This is a genomic window from Acinetobacter sp. 12966 (assembly GCF_031196995.1).
GTDB classification, from domain to species: domain Bacteria; phylum Pseudomonadota; class Gammaproteobacteria; order Pseudomonadales; family Moraxellaceae; genus Acinetobacter; species Acinetobacter geminorum.
Genome location: NZ_JAVIMC010000071.1, coordinates 289,128 through 304,187 on the forward strand (window position 1 = coordinate 289,128; position 15,060 = coordinate 304,187).

Genomic DNA, 15,060 nt, shown 5'->3' on the forward strand with positions numbered 1-15,060 from the left:
AACTAAATGAAACGAGGGCGCCATTTTAACAGAGTTTAAATTGAGCGATTGCTATCCTATAATTTTTATTTATATATTTTTCACGATAAATTGACGTATATAATCCGCAATTTTTTCAGGTTGACTAAGTACAGCCCAGTGATTTGCTTCAAGCTCTACATACTCAAATTTTTCTACCCACTTTGGCATAGCCTCAGTGATGTATTCTGGGCTTACAAAAGTATCATATTTTAAAATAACCGCTTTTACTGGACACTGTGCATAACGTTGACGTGGGTCAGTTAAGCGAGGAATAAAATTGGCACGATATAAATTAATGCCATATTTTCCATCGGCATTAATATTATTATTTAAAGGTAAATTACTTTTCCTTTCTAGCTGAGTAAGAACTTTACCCCATTTTTCAGGACTAAATAGAGACCATACAGTTGGTGCTATTAACGGAAGATGGAATGCCCCGATATACCAAGATTTGGTTAATATTTTTAAGATTTGAGCTGGTGAAGATTTAAATTTATCACGTAAAAATAAAGCAGCATGATCAAGACATGGTCCAGAAATGGTGGTGTATGATAATAAACGACCTTTGAACTTAGGCTCGGTGGCAGACTCCCAAGACTGAATCGAACCCCAATCATGTGCAGCCATATGGAATTGACGATTTGGTAATAACTCATCAACAACTTCTTGGAGATCTAGAGATAAACGCTCTAAACGATAATCACGTATACGTTTTGGTATAGATGACAAACCAGCTCCACGCACATCGTAAGTAACAATATAGAAGTCATTGATCAAATGCTCAATGATTGATTCCCATACTTCTTGATTGTCAGGATAACCATGTACTAAAACCAACGGTGTATTTTTTTCGTCACCCCATGTTTTAGCACAAAGCGTTTGTTGATCACTTGTTGTTACTGTATGAACTTTTGGCTGCATAATCATTTCCTATCTTGTTTTTCAATCGATCATGTCGTTAGTCGGATAGAGCATTGCCATCAATATAAAAAAGATGATACTTATCTAGTATGAATACTGTTGCAATAAAAAAAATTGACTATTATGGCTATTTTAAGAAGACTTCAGAACAATCCTACGATTTCAAAATTTCTATTTAATCACTATCCCCCTTATCGTGGCGCAGGGATTTATATTGAAATCATGAATTTAGAACTTTGCCATGTGCGTGTAAAGATGCCGCTGACTTGGAAAAACCAAAATTTAGTCGGTACACATTTTGGTGGAAGCCTTTATTCAATGGTTGACCCATTTTATATGATGATTCTTATGCATCATCTCGGATCAAAATATATTGTTTGGGACAAAGCTGCTGAAATTAATTTTCTTTCTCCAGGACGCAGTACTGTACATGCAGATATTCGAGTTGATTTAGCTGAAATAGAACAAATTCGTGAACTTGCCGAGAACTATGAACCTGTTTTAAGAACATATCATCTAAACATTTTTGATGAATCTGGGGTAAGAATTGCAGAGGTTCAAAAAACGCTTTATATCAGACGTAAAAAAGCGAAACCTTTTCCTCAATAAAAAATAAGCGCTAAAAGCGCTTATTTTTTTATTTGTTAATTTTTTATCTTTTCTCTTCAATCGCAGCACCAGCACCACCACCGATCGCACCGCCAATTGCAGCACCAGAGTCACCACCAATCAGTGCTTTACCTACGACTGAACCGATACCAGCACCAATCGCACTCTTAGTCGTTGTCTGTTTACTGCCGCCTTGGGTATTAGAGCCTACGCCTGCACCTACCGCTGCGCCTAAGCCTGCACCAATACCTCCACCTACATGGTTACCTAAACCACCACCAAGTGCTCCACCTGCTGCTGCTGCACCAATACGTTGGTCAGATGGGCTCATATTTTGGCAGCCTGTGAACATAAGTGTAGACAACATTAAAGCAGAAACTAATCCAATTGTTTTTTTCATGACCGTTCTCACAATGATCTGTTCTAGAGAAAAGAATAATCCCCTTTTATGAGGAATTTGATCAGATTGTGTTATCCGTCTGTCCTAATCGATTGATATTTTGTAAAGCTCTGCCTTTTATATTTATTAAGCCAAATTTTAATTATAAAAAAGAAGTCTTTAATCACATAAAGACTTCTTTAGTTTAACAATTATTTAAGGATATTTTTAGTACTTCCCTTTCTTCTCTTCATAGGCTGCACCGGCACTACCACCCAATGCTCCACCTGTAGCAGCACCAGCGTCACCACCAATAATTGCTCCACCTAATACAGCGCCGACACCAGCACCAATTGCACTATTACGTACGGTTTTACTGCTAGACCCTTTTGCATTAGCCGCAACACCTGCACCGAGTGCCGCTCCTAGACCTGCACCTATATTACCGCCCATGTGTTTTCCTACCGCACCACCTGCGCCACCACCAATAGCAGCTGAACCAATACGTTGACTTTCTGGGCTTGCATTCTGACAACCAACAAACAAAGTTGTAGACATCAGGCCAATACTAACAATCATCATCATTTTTTTCATTAGATTTACTCCAGTCTTCATAAGCAGGTAGCCTAATGTGTTTTTGTGGAGTCTTTATCCCGCTTAAGTAATAAAATAATTGCTCTTTAATATATTTATGTAATTACAATTTAAAATTGTTATAAATAAATATAAATAAAAAAGGCACCCTAAGGTGCCTTTTTTAGTGCCATTCTAAACTTAGAATTGTTCAGAGTTTAATGCTTGGCTGAATGCTTGGTCTACTTCGCTGAAGTCATTATGAAGCTCATGCTCTGCAGCTTCTGCTTCTTGACGACGACGCTCTAAGTGGTACGCAAGACCAGTACCTGCTGGAATCAAGCGACCTACTACAACGTTTTCTTTCAAGCCACGTAAATCATCTTCTTTACCTGTTACAGCCGCTTCAGTTAACACACGAGTTGTTTCCTGGAACGATGCAGCAGAGATGAACGAGTCAGTAGAAAGCGACGCTTTAGTAATACCCATCAATTGACGTTCAAACTTCGCAGGGAACTTGTTCTGAGCCAAGACAGCTTGGTTCTCTTGAACAACACGGATGTAATCCACTTGCTCGCCTTTGATGAAGCTTGTATCACCGCCATCAGTGATATCAACTTTACGCAACATTTGACGTACGATAACTTCAATGTGCTTATCGTTGATTTTTACACCTTGGAGACGGTAAACGTCTTGAACTTCGTTCACGATGTAGTTAGTTAATGCAACTTCGCCCTTCAAACGCAAGATGTCATGTGGGTTTTGTGGACCATCAGAAATAGTCTCACCACGGTTTACATGCTCGCCTTCGAATACGTTGATTTGACGCCATTTTGGAATCAATTCTTCGTAAATCTCAGAACCATCATCCGGAGTAATTACCAAACGGTTTTTACCCTTAGTCTCTTTACCGAAGCTTACAACACCTGATACTTCAGCAAGAATCGCATGCTCTTTTGGCTTACGCGCTTCGAACAAGTCAGCTACACGCGGAAGACCACCGGTAATATCACGAGTACGTGATGTTTCTTGTGGTACACGACCAATAACGTCACCCACACCAATCGTTTCGCCATCACGGACAGTTACGATTGTGTTTTGTGGTAAGAAGTAGAACTGTTCGCCGCCATCTGTTGTATCCAACACAATTGCAGGACGTAGATCTTTACCAGAAGCAGGACGAGCTGTTACAGGCAAGATTTCAACAGTAGTCATACCAGTTGCATCATCAGTTTTCGATGTTGCAGTTACGCCATCAGCGATTTGGCTGAAACGCGCTTTACCAGCAACTTCTGTTACTAATGGATGTGTATGCGGATCCCAAGTCGCTACGATACCGCCAGCTTCTACAGCTTCACCATCTTTCAACAAGATGCTTGCACCGTAAGGAAGTTTGTAACGCTCACGCTCACGACCTAAATCATCGGCAATACCAATTTCACCTGAACGTGAAACTGAAACCAAATGGCCTTTTGCATGTTGTACAGTTTTCACGTTATGGAAACGTACAGTACCTTTGTTACGTACTTGAACACTGTTCGCAGCAGAAGTTCGGCTCGCAGCACCACCAACGTGGAACGTACGCATCGTTAACTGTGTACCCGGCTCACCGATTGACTGTGCAGCCATTACACCGACTGATTCACCTGGGTTCACCAAGTGACCACGTGCAAGGTCACGACCATAACAACGAGCACATACACCGAATGTTGATTCACATGCGATTACAGAGCGTACTTTAACTTCATCGACACCAGCTTCTTCAAGCTGAGCTGCGATTTTCTCGTCAATTAACGTACCACGAGGTAATACAACTTCATCATCAGATGCACGACGTACGTCTTCAGCAGTTACACGACCTAATACGCGGTCACGTAATGGCTCGATGACATCACCACCCTGAATGAATGGAGTCATTACTAAACCACCCGCTGTACCACAGTCAGGTTCAGTAATTACCAAGTCTTGCGCTACGTCTACAAGACGACGAGTCAAGTAACCAGAGTTCGCAGTTTTCAATGCTGTATCGGCCAAACCTTTACGCGCACCGTGTGTTGAAATAAAGTACTGAAGTACTGTTAAACCTTCACGGAAGTTCGCTTTAATCGGAGTCTCAATAATCGAGCCATCCGGTTTTGCCATCAAACCACGCATACCAGCAAGCTGACGAATCTGCGCCGCACTACCACGGGCACCCGAGTCAGACATCATATAGATGCTGTTGAATGATTTTTGTTTCTCGTCTTCACCTTGTTTGTTTTTAACAAGTGTATAAGACAAGTTATCCATCATTGCTTTAGCAACTTGGTCGTTTGTACGCGCCCAGATATCGACAACTTTGTTATAACGCTCACCAGCAGTTACGAAACCTTGTTCGAACTGTTGTTCGATTTCACGAACTTCTGTTTCTGCTTTATCAATAATTGTGTGCTTAGTAGGTGGAATGAGCATGTCTTCCATACCTACAGATACACCTGAACGAGTCGCTTGACGGAAGCCCAAGTACATTAATTGGTCAGCAAAGATAACTGTATCTTTCAAACCAAGTTTACGGTAGCAAGAGTTGATCAATTTAGAGATGTTCTTTTTAGTCATCTCAAGGTTGATCATGTCAAAGCTCAAGCCTTGTGGAACAATTTCCCAAAGCAAACAACGACCAGGTGTTGTATCAACAATAATAGTTTGGTGTTCACGTTCACCATTTTCATTGATAACAGTTTGGTGTACACGTACTTTAACACGCGCATGGATCGCAACCTGACCAGTAGCAAGTGCACGGTTTACTTCATGAGTATCCGCGAACACCATGCCTTCACCTTTGGCATTTACAGCATCACGTGTGATGTAGTAAAGACCCAAGACAACGTCCTGAGAAGGAACGATGATTGGCTCACCGTTTGCTGGTGACAAGATGTTGTTTGTTGACATCATCAATGCACGAGCTTCTAACTGTGCTTCAAGTGTCAATGGAACGTGTACCGCCATTTGGTCACCATCGAAGTCGGCGTTAAACGCAGCACAAACGAGTGGGTGAAGACGGATTGCCTTACCTTCAATAAGAATAGGTTCAAATGCTTGAAGACCTAAACGGTGAAGTGTTGGCGCACGGTTCAACATTACTGGGTGTTGACGAATTACAGAAGCAAGAACGTCCCAAACTTCCGGAGTCTCACGCTCAACCATTTTCTTCGCAGCTTTAATGGTAGTTGCCTGACCTGAAGCTTGTAGTTTCGCGAAAATGAATGGCTTGAATAATTCAAGTGCCATTTTCTTCGGAAGACCACATTGGTGAAGACGTAAAGTAGGACCTACAGTAATTACCGAACGACCAGAATAGTCAACACGCTTACCTAATAAGTTCTGACGGAAACGACCTTGTTTACCTTTGATCATATCTGCCAAAGATTTTAATGGACGCTTGTTAGAACCAGTAATTGCACGACCACGACGACCGTTATCAAGCAATGCATCTACAGATTCTTGTAACATACGTTTTTCGTTACGTACGATGATATCTGGAGCAGCAAGGTCAAGAAGACGCTTCAAACGGTTGTTACGGTTAATGACACGACGGTATAAATCGTTCAAGTCAGAAGTCGCGAAACGACCACCTTCAAGTGGAACTAATGGACGTAAATCAGGTGGAAGTACTGGAAGTACATTCATCACCATCCATTCTGGCTTGTTGTTTGAATCTTTGAATGCTTCCATCAATTTCAAGCGTTTAGACGCTTTTTTCAACTTCGTTTCAGAAGTTGTTTGAGGAATTTCTTCACGTAAACGTGCGATTTCAGCTTCAAGATCGATATCTTTCAACAAGTCCTGAACCGCTTCTGCACCCATTTTCGCAGTGAATTCATCACCGTGTTCTTCAAGTGCATTGAAGTATTCTTCGTCTGTTAAAAGTTGATACTTTTCAAACGGAGTCATACCTGGGTCAGTTACAACGTATGATTCGAAATACAATACACGTTCGATATCACGAAGTGTCATATCTAATAATAAACCGATACGGCTCGGTAACGATTTTAAGAACCAGATATGTGCAACTGGAGAAGCAAGTTCAATGTGACCCATACGTTCACGACGAACTTTCGCTGTAGTTACTTCAACGCCACATTTTTCACAAATGACGCCTTTGTATTTCATACGCTTGTATTTACCACACAAGCATTCGTAATCTTTTACTGGACCAAAAATTTTGGCACAGAACAAACCGTCACGTTCAGGTTTAAAAGTACGGTAGTTAATTGTCTCAGGTTTTTTAACTTCACCATGAGACCATGACTTAATCATTTCTGGTGACGCAAGACCAATACGGATACGGTCAAACTCAATTGGTGCATGACCATCTGAGTCCGTTTTCTTACGCATGATATCGAGCAAGTCTTTCAATTTTTTTCTCCGTGTGTCGGGAAGCAATGCTTACCCGACTGGGTCACAAATATTGTTTTTACCTAAAAAATCGTGAGTCTTACGACTTAGTCACCATTTTTCAGTTCAATGTTGATACCTAAAGAACGGATCTCTTTGGTCAATACGTTGAACGATTCAGGCATACCCGGGTCCATATAATGGTTACCATCTACAATATTCTTATAGATGCGTGTACGACCTTCAACGTCATCCGACTTAACAGTTAACATCTCTTGGAGAGTATATGCTGCGCCGTAAGCTTCGAGTGCCCAGACCTCCATCTCACCGAAACGCTGACCACCGAATTGTGCTTTACCACCAAGCGGTTGCTGTGTAACAAGAGAGTAAGAACCAGTTGAACGCGCATGCATCTTGTCATCAACCAAGTGGTTCAATTTGAGCATGTACATGTAACCTACAGTTACAGGACGATCAAACTGTTCACCAGTACGGCCATCAAACAATACTGTTTGACCTGTACGAGAGATACCAGCTAACTCAAGCAAGTCTTTAATTTGGCTTTCTTCAGCACCATCGAATACAGGAGTAGCTAAAGGTACACCGGCACGTAAGTTGCCTGAAAGTGCCAAGACTTCAGCATCAGTTAAGCTATCAAGATCCTCTTGCTCACCACCGACTTTGTTATAAATCTTGTCTAAGAATTCACGCAGTTCTAAAACTGTGCGCTGTTCTTTCAACATTTTCTCGATTTTATCACCAAGCCCTTTAGCCGCCATACCTAAGTGAGTCTCAAGAATCTGACCCACGTTCATACGAGATGGTACGCCCAACGGGTTCAATACGATATCTACTGGTACACCGTTAGCATCGTGTGGCATGTCTTCAACAGGTAAGATGTTAGATACAACACCCTTGTTACCGTGACGACCAGCCATCTTATCACCAGGCTGAATACGACGTTTAACAGCTAAGTAAACTTTAACAACTTTCAATACGCCAGTTGTTAATTCATCACCTGTTGCAAGCTTACGTTTCTTCTCAGCGAATTTCTCATCAATTTCTGCGCTCTTTTCTTTTAAGAACACTTGAATTTGAGTTAAACGCTCAGCGATTGCTTCATCTGCTGGTTGAATTTCAAGTAAATCAACAAGCTCTAAACCAGATAACACTTCTTCAACGAGTTTGTCACCACGTTTAGTTGAACCACCGCCATTAGACTCTTGGCCTTTAAGCAAACGAATTACACGCTCACGAGCTGCTTCTTCAAAGATCTTATATTCTTCTTTCAAGTCTTTACGGTAAGCATCAAGTTGTGCTTTTTCGATCGCCAATGCACGGTCATCTTTCTCTAAGCCATCACGAGTGAAGACTTGAACATCGATAACTGTACCTTTTGTACCAGATGGAACACGTAAAGATGAATCTTTAACGTCAGCTGCTTTCTCACCAAAGATTGCACGAAGCAATTTTTCTTCAGGAGTTAACTGAGTTTCACCTTTAGGCGTTACTTTACCAACAAGGATGTCACCTGCTGTAACTTCAGCACCGATATAAACGATACCTGATTCATCAAGTTTAGAAAGTGCAGCTTCACCAACGTTAGGAATATCGGCAGTAATTTCTTCTGCACCTAACTTAGTATCACGCGCTACACAAGATAATTCTTGAATATGAATAGAGGTTAAACGGTCTTCTTGAAGTACGCGCTCAGATAATAAGATCGAGTCTTCATAGTTGTAACCATTCCAAGTCATGAACGCAACGCGCATGTTTTGACCAAGCGCAAGCTCACCCATATCTGTAGACGGACCGTCTGCCAAGATATCACCGCGAGCAACTTTGTCGCCCAAATTCACGATAATATTTTGGTTGATACAAGTGTTCTGGTTAGAACGCGTATATTTAATGAGGTTGTAGATATCTACACCAGCCTCACCAGCGATCATTTCATCTTCGTTTACACGAATAACGATACGAGAAGCATCTACGTATTCAATTGCACCACCACGGTTTGCAATTACACACACACCTGAGTCACGTGCAACATTCGCTTCCATACCTGTACCTACAAGCGGTTTATCCGCACGTAGAGTAGGAACTGCCTGACGTTGCATGTTTGAACCCATAAGCGCACGGTTCGCGTCATCGTGTTCAAGGAATGGAATAAGTGATGCAGCAACAGATACAACCTGCTGAGCAGAAACATCCATATGCGTCACTTTTTCTGGTGGCATACGTACGAATTCACCTTGATGACGAACAGAAACAAACTCTTCTGTTAAGTTGCCATCTTTATCTACTGCAGAATCGGCCTGTGCAATTACAGTACCTACTTCTTCAATCGCAGAAAGGTATTCAACTGCATCAGTTACTCGACCATCTACCACTTTACGGTAAGGTGTTTCCAAGAAACCAAAGTCATTTGCTTTTGCATATACTGAAAGCGAGTTAATCAAACCAATGTTTGGACCTTCCGGCGTTTCAATTGGACATACACGACCATAGTGAGTTTGATGTACGTCACGTACTTCAAAGCCCGCACGTTCACGTGTTAAACCACCAGGCCCAAGCGCAGATACACGACGCTTATGCGTAATCTCAGATAATGGGTTGTTTTGGTCCATGAACTGAGATAATTGGCTTGAACCAAAGAATTCTTTGATTGCAGCTGCAACTGGTTTAGCGTTAATTAGATCTTGTGGAGACAAGTTATCTGTTTCTGCTTGGCTTAAACGTTCTTTAACTGCACGTTCAACACGAACTAAACCAACACGGAATTGGTTTTCAGTCATTTCACCAACAGAACGTACACGACGGTTACCCAAGTGATCGATATCGTCGACTTCACCTTTACCGTTACGGATTTCAACTAATGTACGTAATACATCAATGATATCATCGTGCGATAAAATACCTTCTACTTCACGTGACTTCTGGTCAGTACCAACTTCGTATGGACGACCCAAACGACGGTTGAACTTCATACGACCTACTGGAGATAAGTCATAACGCTCAGAAGAGAAGAATAAGTTATTGAATAAGTTTTCAGCAGCTTCTTTTGTTGGCGGCTCGCCTGGACGCATTACTTTATAAATTTCAACTAATGCTTCTTCACGACCAGCCGTTGTATCTGCACGTAAAGTGTCAGCAACAAACGAACCACGATCAATATCGTTCGTAAACAAGATATTGAACTGTTTAACACCACCTTCTGCCAACTTCACCATAACTTCATGGCTTAACAAAGTATTCGCAGCAATTACCTCACCATCACGCAAAGTAATATTTTCAGCAGTGATACGCTCATATAAGTATTCATCAGGAACTGAAAGTTTTGTTAAACCAGCAGCTTCCATTTGACGTACGTGACGAGCATTAATACGTTTACCTTGCTCAACAATAACTTTGCCGTCATTGTCAGCAATATCAAATTGAGCCATTTCCCCACGTAAACGTTCAGGTACTAGGTCAATCTGGTAGCTACCCATATCAAGATACACAGGTACTTTTTCATAGAACAAATTCAAGATTTGTTCGTTGTTATAACCTAATGCACGTAATACAACAGTAGCAAGTAATTTACGACGACGGTCAATACGTACGTAAACTAAGTCTTTCGCATCAAATTCGAAGTCTAACCATGAACCACGGTAAGGAATGATACGTGCTGAATACAACACTTTACCACTTGAGTGGGTTTTACCCTTATCGTGATCAAAGAAAACGCCTGGTGAACGGTGTAATTGAGATACGATTACACGCTCAGTACCATTAATAACAAATGTACCGTTTTCAGTCATGAGTGGAATTTCACCCATATAGACTTCTTGTTCTCGTACGTCTTTAATTGATTTAGTTTCGCGATCTTTAATAATCAAACGAATTTTAACGCGCATTGGTGCCGCATAAGTCGAACCACGAAGAATACATTCGCGTACATCGAACTCAGGTTTACCAAGGCTATACTCAACAAATTCTAAAGCAGCATTGCCAGAATAACTTTCGATAGGAAAAACTGAACGAAATGCGGCTTGGAGACCGATATCTTCGCGGTTTTTTGGAGTTTTGCCATCTTGCAAGAATGTTCTGTACGAATCGACCTGAATCGAAAGTAAGTACGGTGCATCCATTACTTGGGGCAATTTACCAAAATTCTTACGGATCCGTTTCTTTTCGGTATATGAGTATGCCATCTGGAGTCCTCGGAAAGTAAACTAAGCCCGCCTGCAGAACGGGCTCAGAAGGAATTACGCAGGCCGATATGGCCACCACTGTTTACAAATGCTGCAATTTTTAGTGGTATAAAAACGCTTAACAATATTTTTAAAAAAGAAAAATATTGGTAAACATTTGAAATTACTTGTCTTATTCTGATTTTCTCAAAAATCAAACAAAACTAACAAAAATCGAGCCGATTATTGTAACGCAAAAAGGCTGATGACCCAAGAGCCATCAGCCATTTTATGGAGCCGATTTAAAAACCGACTCCTTTTACAATTACTTAAGTGTAACTGTAGCACCAGCTTCTTCAAGTTTCTTCTTAAGTTCTTCGCCTTCTTCTTTAGAAACGCCTTCTTTAAGAACTTGAGGAGCACCTTCAACTAGGTCTTTAGCTTCTTTAAGACCAAGGCCAGTTGCTTCACGAACTGCTTTAATTACAGCTACTTTGTTAGCACCGAAAGAAGTCAACTCAACGTTGAATTCAGATTGTTCTTCAGCAGCAGCAGCAGCGCCACCAGCTGGAGCAGCAACAGCAACAGCTGCAGCTGAAACGTTGAATTTCTCTTCGAAAGCAGAAATTAATTCAACAAGTTCAAGAACAGTTTTTTCAGCAACTGCGTTTAAGATTTCTTCGTTAGTTAAAGCCATGAGAATAACTCCAAATGGATATTGAATGGTGTGTAAAATTGATTAAGCAGCTTCTGACTCGTTTTTCTCTTTGAGCGCTGTAATAAGGCGACCCAATTTCGAAATAGGAGCTTGAAGGACAGAGGCAAGCATAGTAAGAGCTTTCTCTTGGTTCGGAAGGTTTGCAATTACGCTAACGTCAGCACCTTGATAAACTTTGCCGTCAAATGCAGCAGCTTTTAATTCAAATGCTTTGTTAGTTTTAGCAAAATCTTCGAACAAACGTGCAGCTGCACCCATGTCATCTTCAGAAGTTGAAAAACCTAGAATTGTTGGACCAACAAGGTTGTCGTTCAAGATATTGAATTGAGTATCTTGAAGTGCGCGTTTAGCTAAAGTGTTACGTACAATACGTGTAGAAACACCTAACTTACGAGCTTCAACACGAAGTGTTGTTAATTGCTCTACGCTTAAGCCTTGGTAGTCAGCAACAACGGCTGCAAACGCCTTAGAAGCAACTTCACTTACTTCCGCAACGATCTGTTTTTTGTCTTCAATAAGAAGAGCCATTGTAAAACCTCCTAAGGTGATTTATGTACCCAATGGGCACACTCCCAATTCGTAAGCCTTTCGACTTACACGCGGAGGAGGAACAAATCACACCACCGCGTCTACGCAGGCTGGTTTATTAAGAAAAGTGCTATTCGAAAATAACATCTTTTCGCCTGAGGTCTTTGACGCTGATAAATTCTCATTTATCAATTCAAAGTCCGCCTGATGGGTAAGGGATAAAGCTTTGCCCTACCCAACCAAATAGAAAAATATTTCTATTTAAGTTCTGTCCCCAATCAGGACTTTAAAATTCTTTACTAAGTCTAAACTTAGTTAGAAACGTTGTTTACATCAACAGTAAGACCAGGACCCATAGTTGAGCTCAAAGTGATCTTTTTGATGTATACACCTTTAGAAGTTGCAGGTTTTAACTTTTTCAAGTCAGCAACTAAAGTTTCAACGTTTTGACGGATAGCAGCAGCATCAAAGCCTACTTGACCGATCGCAGCATGGATAATACCCGCTTTGTCTACACGGTAACGAGCCTGACCAGATTTAGCGTTTTTAACAGCATTCGCTACGTCAGGAGTTACAGTACCAACTTTAGGGTTTGGCATTAAACCACGTGGACCAAGAATTGTACCGAGCTTACCAACAACACGCATAGCGTCAGGAGCAGCGATTACAACATCAAAGTCAAGGTTTCCACCTTGGATGCTTTCAGCAAGGTCATCAAAACCTACAACATCAGCACCAGCTTCTTTAGCAGCTTCTGCTTGCGCGCCTTGAGCAAATACAGCTACACGTACAGTTTTACCAGTACCTGCAGGTAATGTAGTTGCACCACGAACAACCTGGTCAGATTTACGTGGGTCTACACCAAGATTTACAGCTACATCCAAAGATTCTTTGAACTTTGCAGCAGGTAGGCTGTTAAGAACTTGTACCGCTTCTTCCAAAGTGTAAACTTTGTTTGCTTCAACAGCAGCAGCAATGGCTTTTTGACGTTTAGTTAACTTTGCCATGTCTTATAGCTCCACTTCCAAGCCCATAGAACGTGCAGAACCAGCGATGGTACGAACACGTGCGTCTAAATCAGCACCAGTTAAATCCGGTTCTTTAGTAGTCGCAATTTCTTCTAACTGAGCACGAGTCAACTTACCAACTTTAGTTTTGTTTGGTACAGATGAACCCTTTTGAATACCAGCAGCTTTCTTAAGAAGAATAGAAGCTGGAGGAGTTTTCATGATGAATGTGAACGACTTGTCGTTATACACAGTAATCACTACAGGAATTGGAAGACCTGGTTCAACTTTTTGTGTAGCAGCATTGAATTCTTTACAGAATGCCATGATGTTTACACCACGTTGACCTAACGCAGGACCAATTGGTGGAGATGGATTTGCTTTACCAGCTGGAACTTGCAGCTTGATATAGCCGTCAATCTTCTTAGCCATTTTAAAATACCTCTGGGTACAAACGCCGCTAGGCTCCCCAATCTTTACGCAACACTACTGTTACAACAACAATGCCCGATAAAATCGGGCGCTTTTCAACCAATTGAGATTAAATCGTTTTTTCGACTTGGCGAAACTCGAGTTCAACCTGAGTTGGTCGATTAAATACATTAATCGTCAACGTTAAACGTGACTTATCGTATTGAACCTCTTCCACTACACCTTTAAAGTCTGTGAATGGACCGTCAATAACAAGTAATTCTTCACCTGGCTCAAACATCGTTTTAGGACGAGGCGCTTCACCAGTATTACGTACACGCGCAAGAATCGCATCTGCTTCACGTTGAGTGATTGGTGCTGGTTTTTCAGGTGTTCCACCAATAAAACCTAGAACCTTTGGACATTCTTTAACGATATGCCAAGTATCATCATTCATTTCCATTTCGACTAACACATAGCCAGGAAAGAATTTACGCTCAGATTTACGTTTCTTACCATCCTTCATTTCTACCACTTCTTCGGTAGGAACAAGGACATCACCAAAGCTATCGGCAACAGCGCTACGCTGGATTCGTTCTGTAAGTGAACGCATCACTTGTTTTTCATAGCCAGAGTAGGCATGAATAATGTACCAACGTTTCATAGCTCTTTTACCCGATAATCAACTTAATTAACCAACCCAAACCATAGTCAAAGCACCACAAAACCAATGATGCGACAACTACAACCAATAGAACCTGCCACGATGTAGTGACTGTTTCTTGTTTTGTTGGCCAAGTTACTCGACGCAATTCGACTCGTGCATCTTTTAGCAAGCGAACGAAGCCTTTACCTTGATGGGTGGCGTATAATAAACCTAAAGCCACAACGATACAAGCAAAAATTGCCCCAACGCGCACCCAAACATTATTTGCAGGCGCCCAATACGCTGGCAAATGTTGATTCACCATGGTAGCTAAAAGCAACAATGCTATTGCAATCACCCATAGAACAATATCTAAAGGCGAACCAGAACGAACAACTTCAGCAGAATTATTTCTTTGAGGAATTGGCGCGTCGCTCAATGCGTCACGCGATTTATCATTCGACATTTTTGTACTCGTCGTAGAACTCGCGACTTATTATATGAACAACTAAGCCAGCATCAAGCTTTTTATTTCAAAATATGGCAGGTCAGGAGGGACTCGAACCCCCAACATTCGGTTTTGGAGACCGACGCTCTACCAATTGAACTACTGACCTATAATGCAAGTTGAGAGCCAAAGCCCTCAACTTGAGACGTAATCCGTCACTATAATATGCTTATGCAGTTACTTTCGCAAC

Annotated in this window: 12 protein-coding genes and 1 tRNA gene; 1 reads left to right on the top strand and 12 read right to left on the bottom strand. The window is 41.4% G+C overall.

The window, feature by feature from the left end; all coding sequences use genetic code 11:
• Positions 1-69: 69 nt before the first annotated feature.
• Positions 70-948 (bottom strand): alpha/beta fold hydrolase, encoded by an 879-nt coding sequence (locus RFW85_RS12250; protein ID WP_170247534.1) that lies wholly within the window; start codon positions 946-948, stop codon positions 70-72.
• 117 nt (positions 949-1,065) lie between these two features.
• Here RFW85_RS12250 and RFW85_RS12255 point away from each other — a divergent pair, with 117 nt between their 5' ends.
• Positions 1,066-1,551 carry a DUF4442 domain-containing protein gene (locus RFW85_RS12255; protein ID WP_005079397.1) on the top strand — a complete coding sequence of 162 codons (486 nt, stop codon included), beginning with the start codon at positions 1,066-1,068 and terminating at the stop codon, positions 1,549-1,551.
• 43 nt (positions 1,552-1,594) lie between these two features.
• Here RFW85_RS12255 and RFW85_RS12260 read toward each other — a convergent pair whose 3' ends face one another.
• The 11 genes from RFW85_RS12260 to RFW85_RS12310 all read right to left on the bottom strand — a co-directional run bounded on the left by RFW85_RS12260 (position 1,595) and on the right by RFW85_RS12310 (position 14,979).
• Entirely contained in the window at positions 1,595-1,951 is a 357-nt protein-coding gene (locus tag RFW85_RS12260) for a hypothetical protein (RefSeq protein WP_002115127.1), read from the bottom strand.
• A gap of 207 nt (positions 1,952-2,158) precedes the next feature.
• Positions 2,159-2,524: a DNA transfer protein p32 gene (locus RFW85_RS12265; RefSeq protein WP_170247533.1), complete on the bottom strand. Its 366-nt coding sequence runs from the start codon at positions 2,522-2,524 to the stop codon at positions 2,159-2,161.
• Positions 2,525-2,704: 180 nt separating this feature from the next.
• Positions 2,705-6,898 carry a DNA-directed RNA polymerase subunit beta' gene (gene rpoC / locus RFW85_RS12270; protein ID WP_002114988.1) on the bottom strand — a complete coding sequence of 1,398 codons (4,194 nt, stop codon included), beginning with the start codon at positions 6,896-6,898 and terminating at the stop codon, positions 2,705-2,707.
• A gap of 86 nt (positions 6,899-6,984) precedes the next feature.
• Positions 6,985-11,073, bottom strand: coding sequence for a DNA-directed RNA polymerase subunit beta (rpoB, locus tag RFW85_RS12275; RefSeq protein ID WP_170247532.1), 4,089 nt, complete (start codon positions 11,071-11,073; stop codon positions 6,985-6,987).
• Between the two features lie 304 nt (positions 11,074-11,377).
• Positions 11,378-11,749: a 50S ribosomal protein L7/L12 gene (gene rplL / locus RFW85_RS12280; RefSeq protein ID WP_001229360.1), complete on the bottom strand. Its 372-nt coding sequence runs from the start codon at positions 11,747-11,749 to the stop codon at positions 11,378-11,380.
• Positions 11,750-11,791: 42 nt separating this feature from the next.
• Positions 11,792-12,298, bottom strand: coding sequence for a 50S ribosomal protein L10 (rplJ, locus tag RFW85_RS12285; RefSeq protein WP_002115099.1), 507 nt, complete (start codon positions 12,296-12,298; stop codon positions 11,792-11,794).
• A 311-nt stretch (positions 12,299-12,609) separates the two neighbouring features.
• Complete coding sequence (gene rplA, locus RFW85_RS12290; RefSeq protein WP_005804118.1) at positions 12,610-13,305, bottom strand: 50S ribosomal protein L1; 696 nt, start codon at positions 13,303-13,305, stop codon at positions 12,610-12,612.
• A gap of 3 nt (positions 13,306-13,308) precedes the next feature.
• Positions 13,309-13,737, bottom strand: a complete 429-nt coding sequence (rplK, locus tag RFW85_RS12295; protein ID WP_001074682.1) for a 50S ribosomal protein L11 — start codon at positions 13,735-13,737, stop codon at positions 13,309-13,311.
• Positions 13,738-13,846: 109 nt separating this feature from the next.
• On the bottom strand, positions 13,847-14,380 hold the full coding sequence (nusG, locus tag RFW85_RS12300; protein ID WP_002115092.1) for a transcription termination/antitermination protein NusG: 534 nt from the start codon (positions 14,378-14,380) through the stop codon (positions 13,847-13,849).
• A gap of 7 nt (positions 14,381-14,387) precedes the next feature.
• The gene (gene secE, locus RFW85_RS12305; RefSeq protein ID WP_002114837.1) at positions 14,388-14,828 is read right to left on the bottom strand and encodes a preprotein translocase subunit SecE; all 441 of its coding nucleotides are present in this window, start codon (positions 14,826-14,828) and stop codon (positions 14,388-14,390) included.
• A gap of 75 nt (positions 14,829-14,903) precedes the next feature.
• Positions 14,904-14,979, bottom strand: a tRNA-Trp gene (locus tag RFW85_RS12310).
• Between the last annotated feature and the right edge of the window lie 81 nt (positions 14,980-15,060).

Coding starts and splice junctions, on each gene's coding strand:
- nusG (WP_002115092.1), bottom strand. CDS start 14,380: ATGAAACGTTGGTACATTATTCATGCCTACTCTGGCTATGAAAAACAA.
- rplJ (WP_002115099.1), bottom strand. CDS start 12,298: ATGGCTCTTCTTATTGAAGACAAAAAACAGATCGTTGCGGAAGTAAGT.
- RFW85_RS12255 (WP_005079397.1), top strand. CDS start 1,066: ATGGCTATTTTAAGAAGACTTCAGAACAATCCTACGATTTCAAAATTT.
- rplK (WP_001074682.1), bottom strand. CDS start 13,737: ATGGCTAAGAAGATTGACGGCTATATCAAGCTGCAAGTTCCAGCTGGT.
- rpoB (WP_170247532.1), bottom strand. CDS start 11,073: ATGGCATACTCATATACCGAAAAGAAACGGATCCGTAAGAATTTTGGT.
- secE (WP_002114837.1), bottom strand. CDS start 14,828: ATGTCGAATGATAAATCGCGTGACGCATTGAGCGACGCGCCAATTCCT.
- RFW85_RS12250 (WP_170247534.1), bottom strand. CDS start 948: ATGATTATGCAGCCAAAAGTTCATACAGTAACAACAAGTGATCAACAA.
- rplL (WP_001229360.1), bottom strand. CDS start 11,749: ATGGCTTTAACTAACGAAGAAATCTTAAACGCAGTTGCTGAAAAAACT.
- rplA (WP_005804118.1), bottom strand. CDS start 13,305: ATGGCAAAGTTAACTAAACGTCAAAAAGCCATTGCTGCTGCTGTTGAA.
- RFW85_RS12265 (WP_170247533.1), bottom strand. CDS start 2,524: ATGAAAAAAATGATGATGATTGTTAGTATTGGCCTGATGTCTACAACT.
- RFW85_RS12260 (WP_002115127.1), bottom strand. CDS start 1,951: ATGAAAAAAACAATTGGATTAGTTTCTGCTTTAATGTTGTCTACACTT.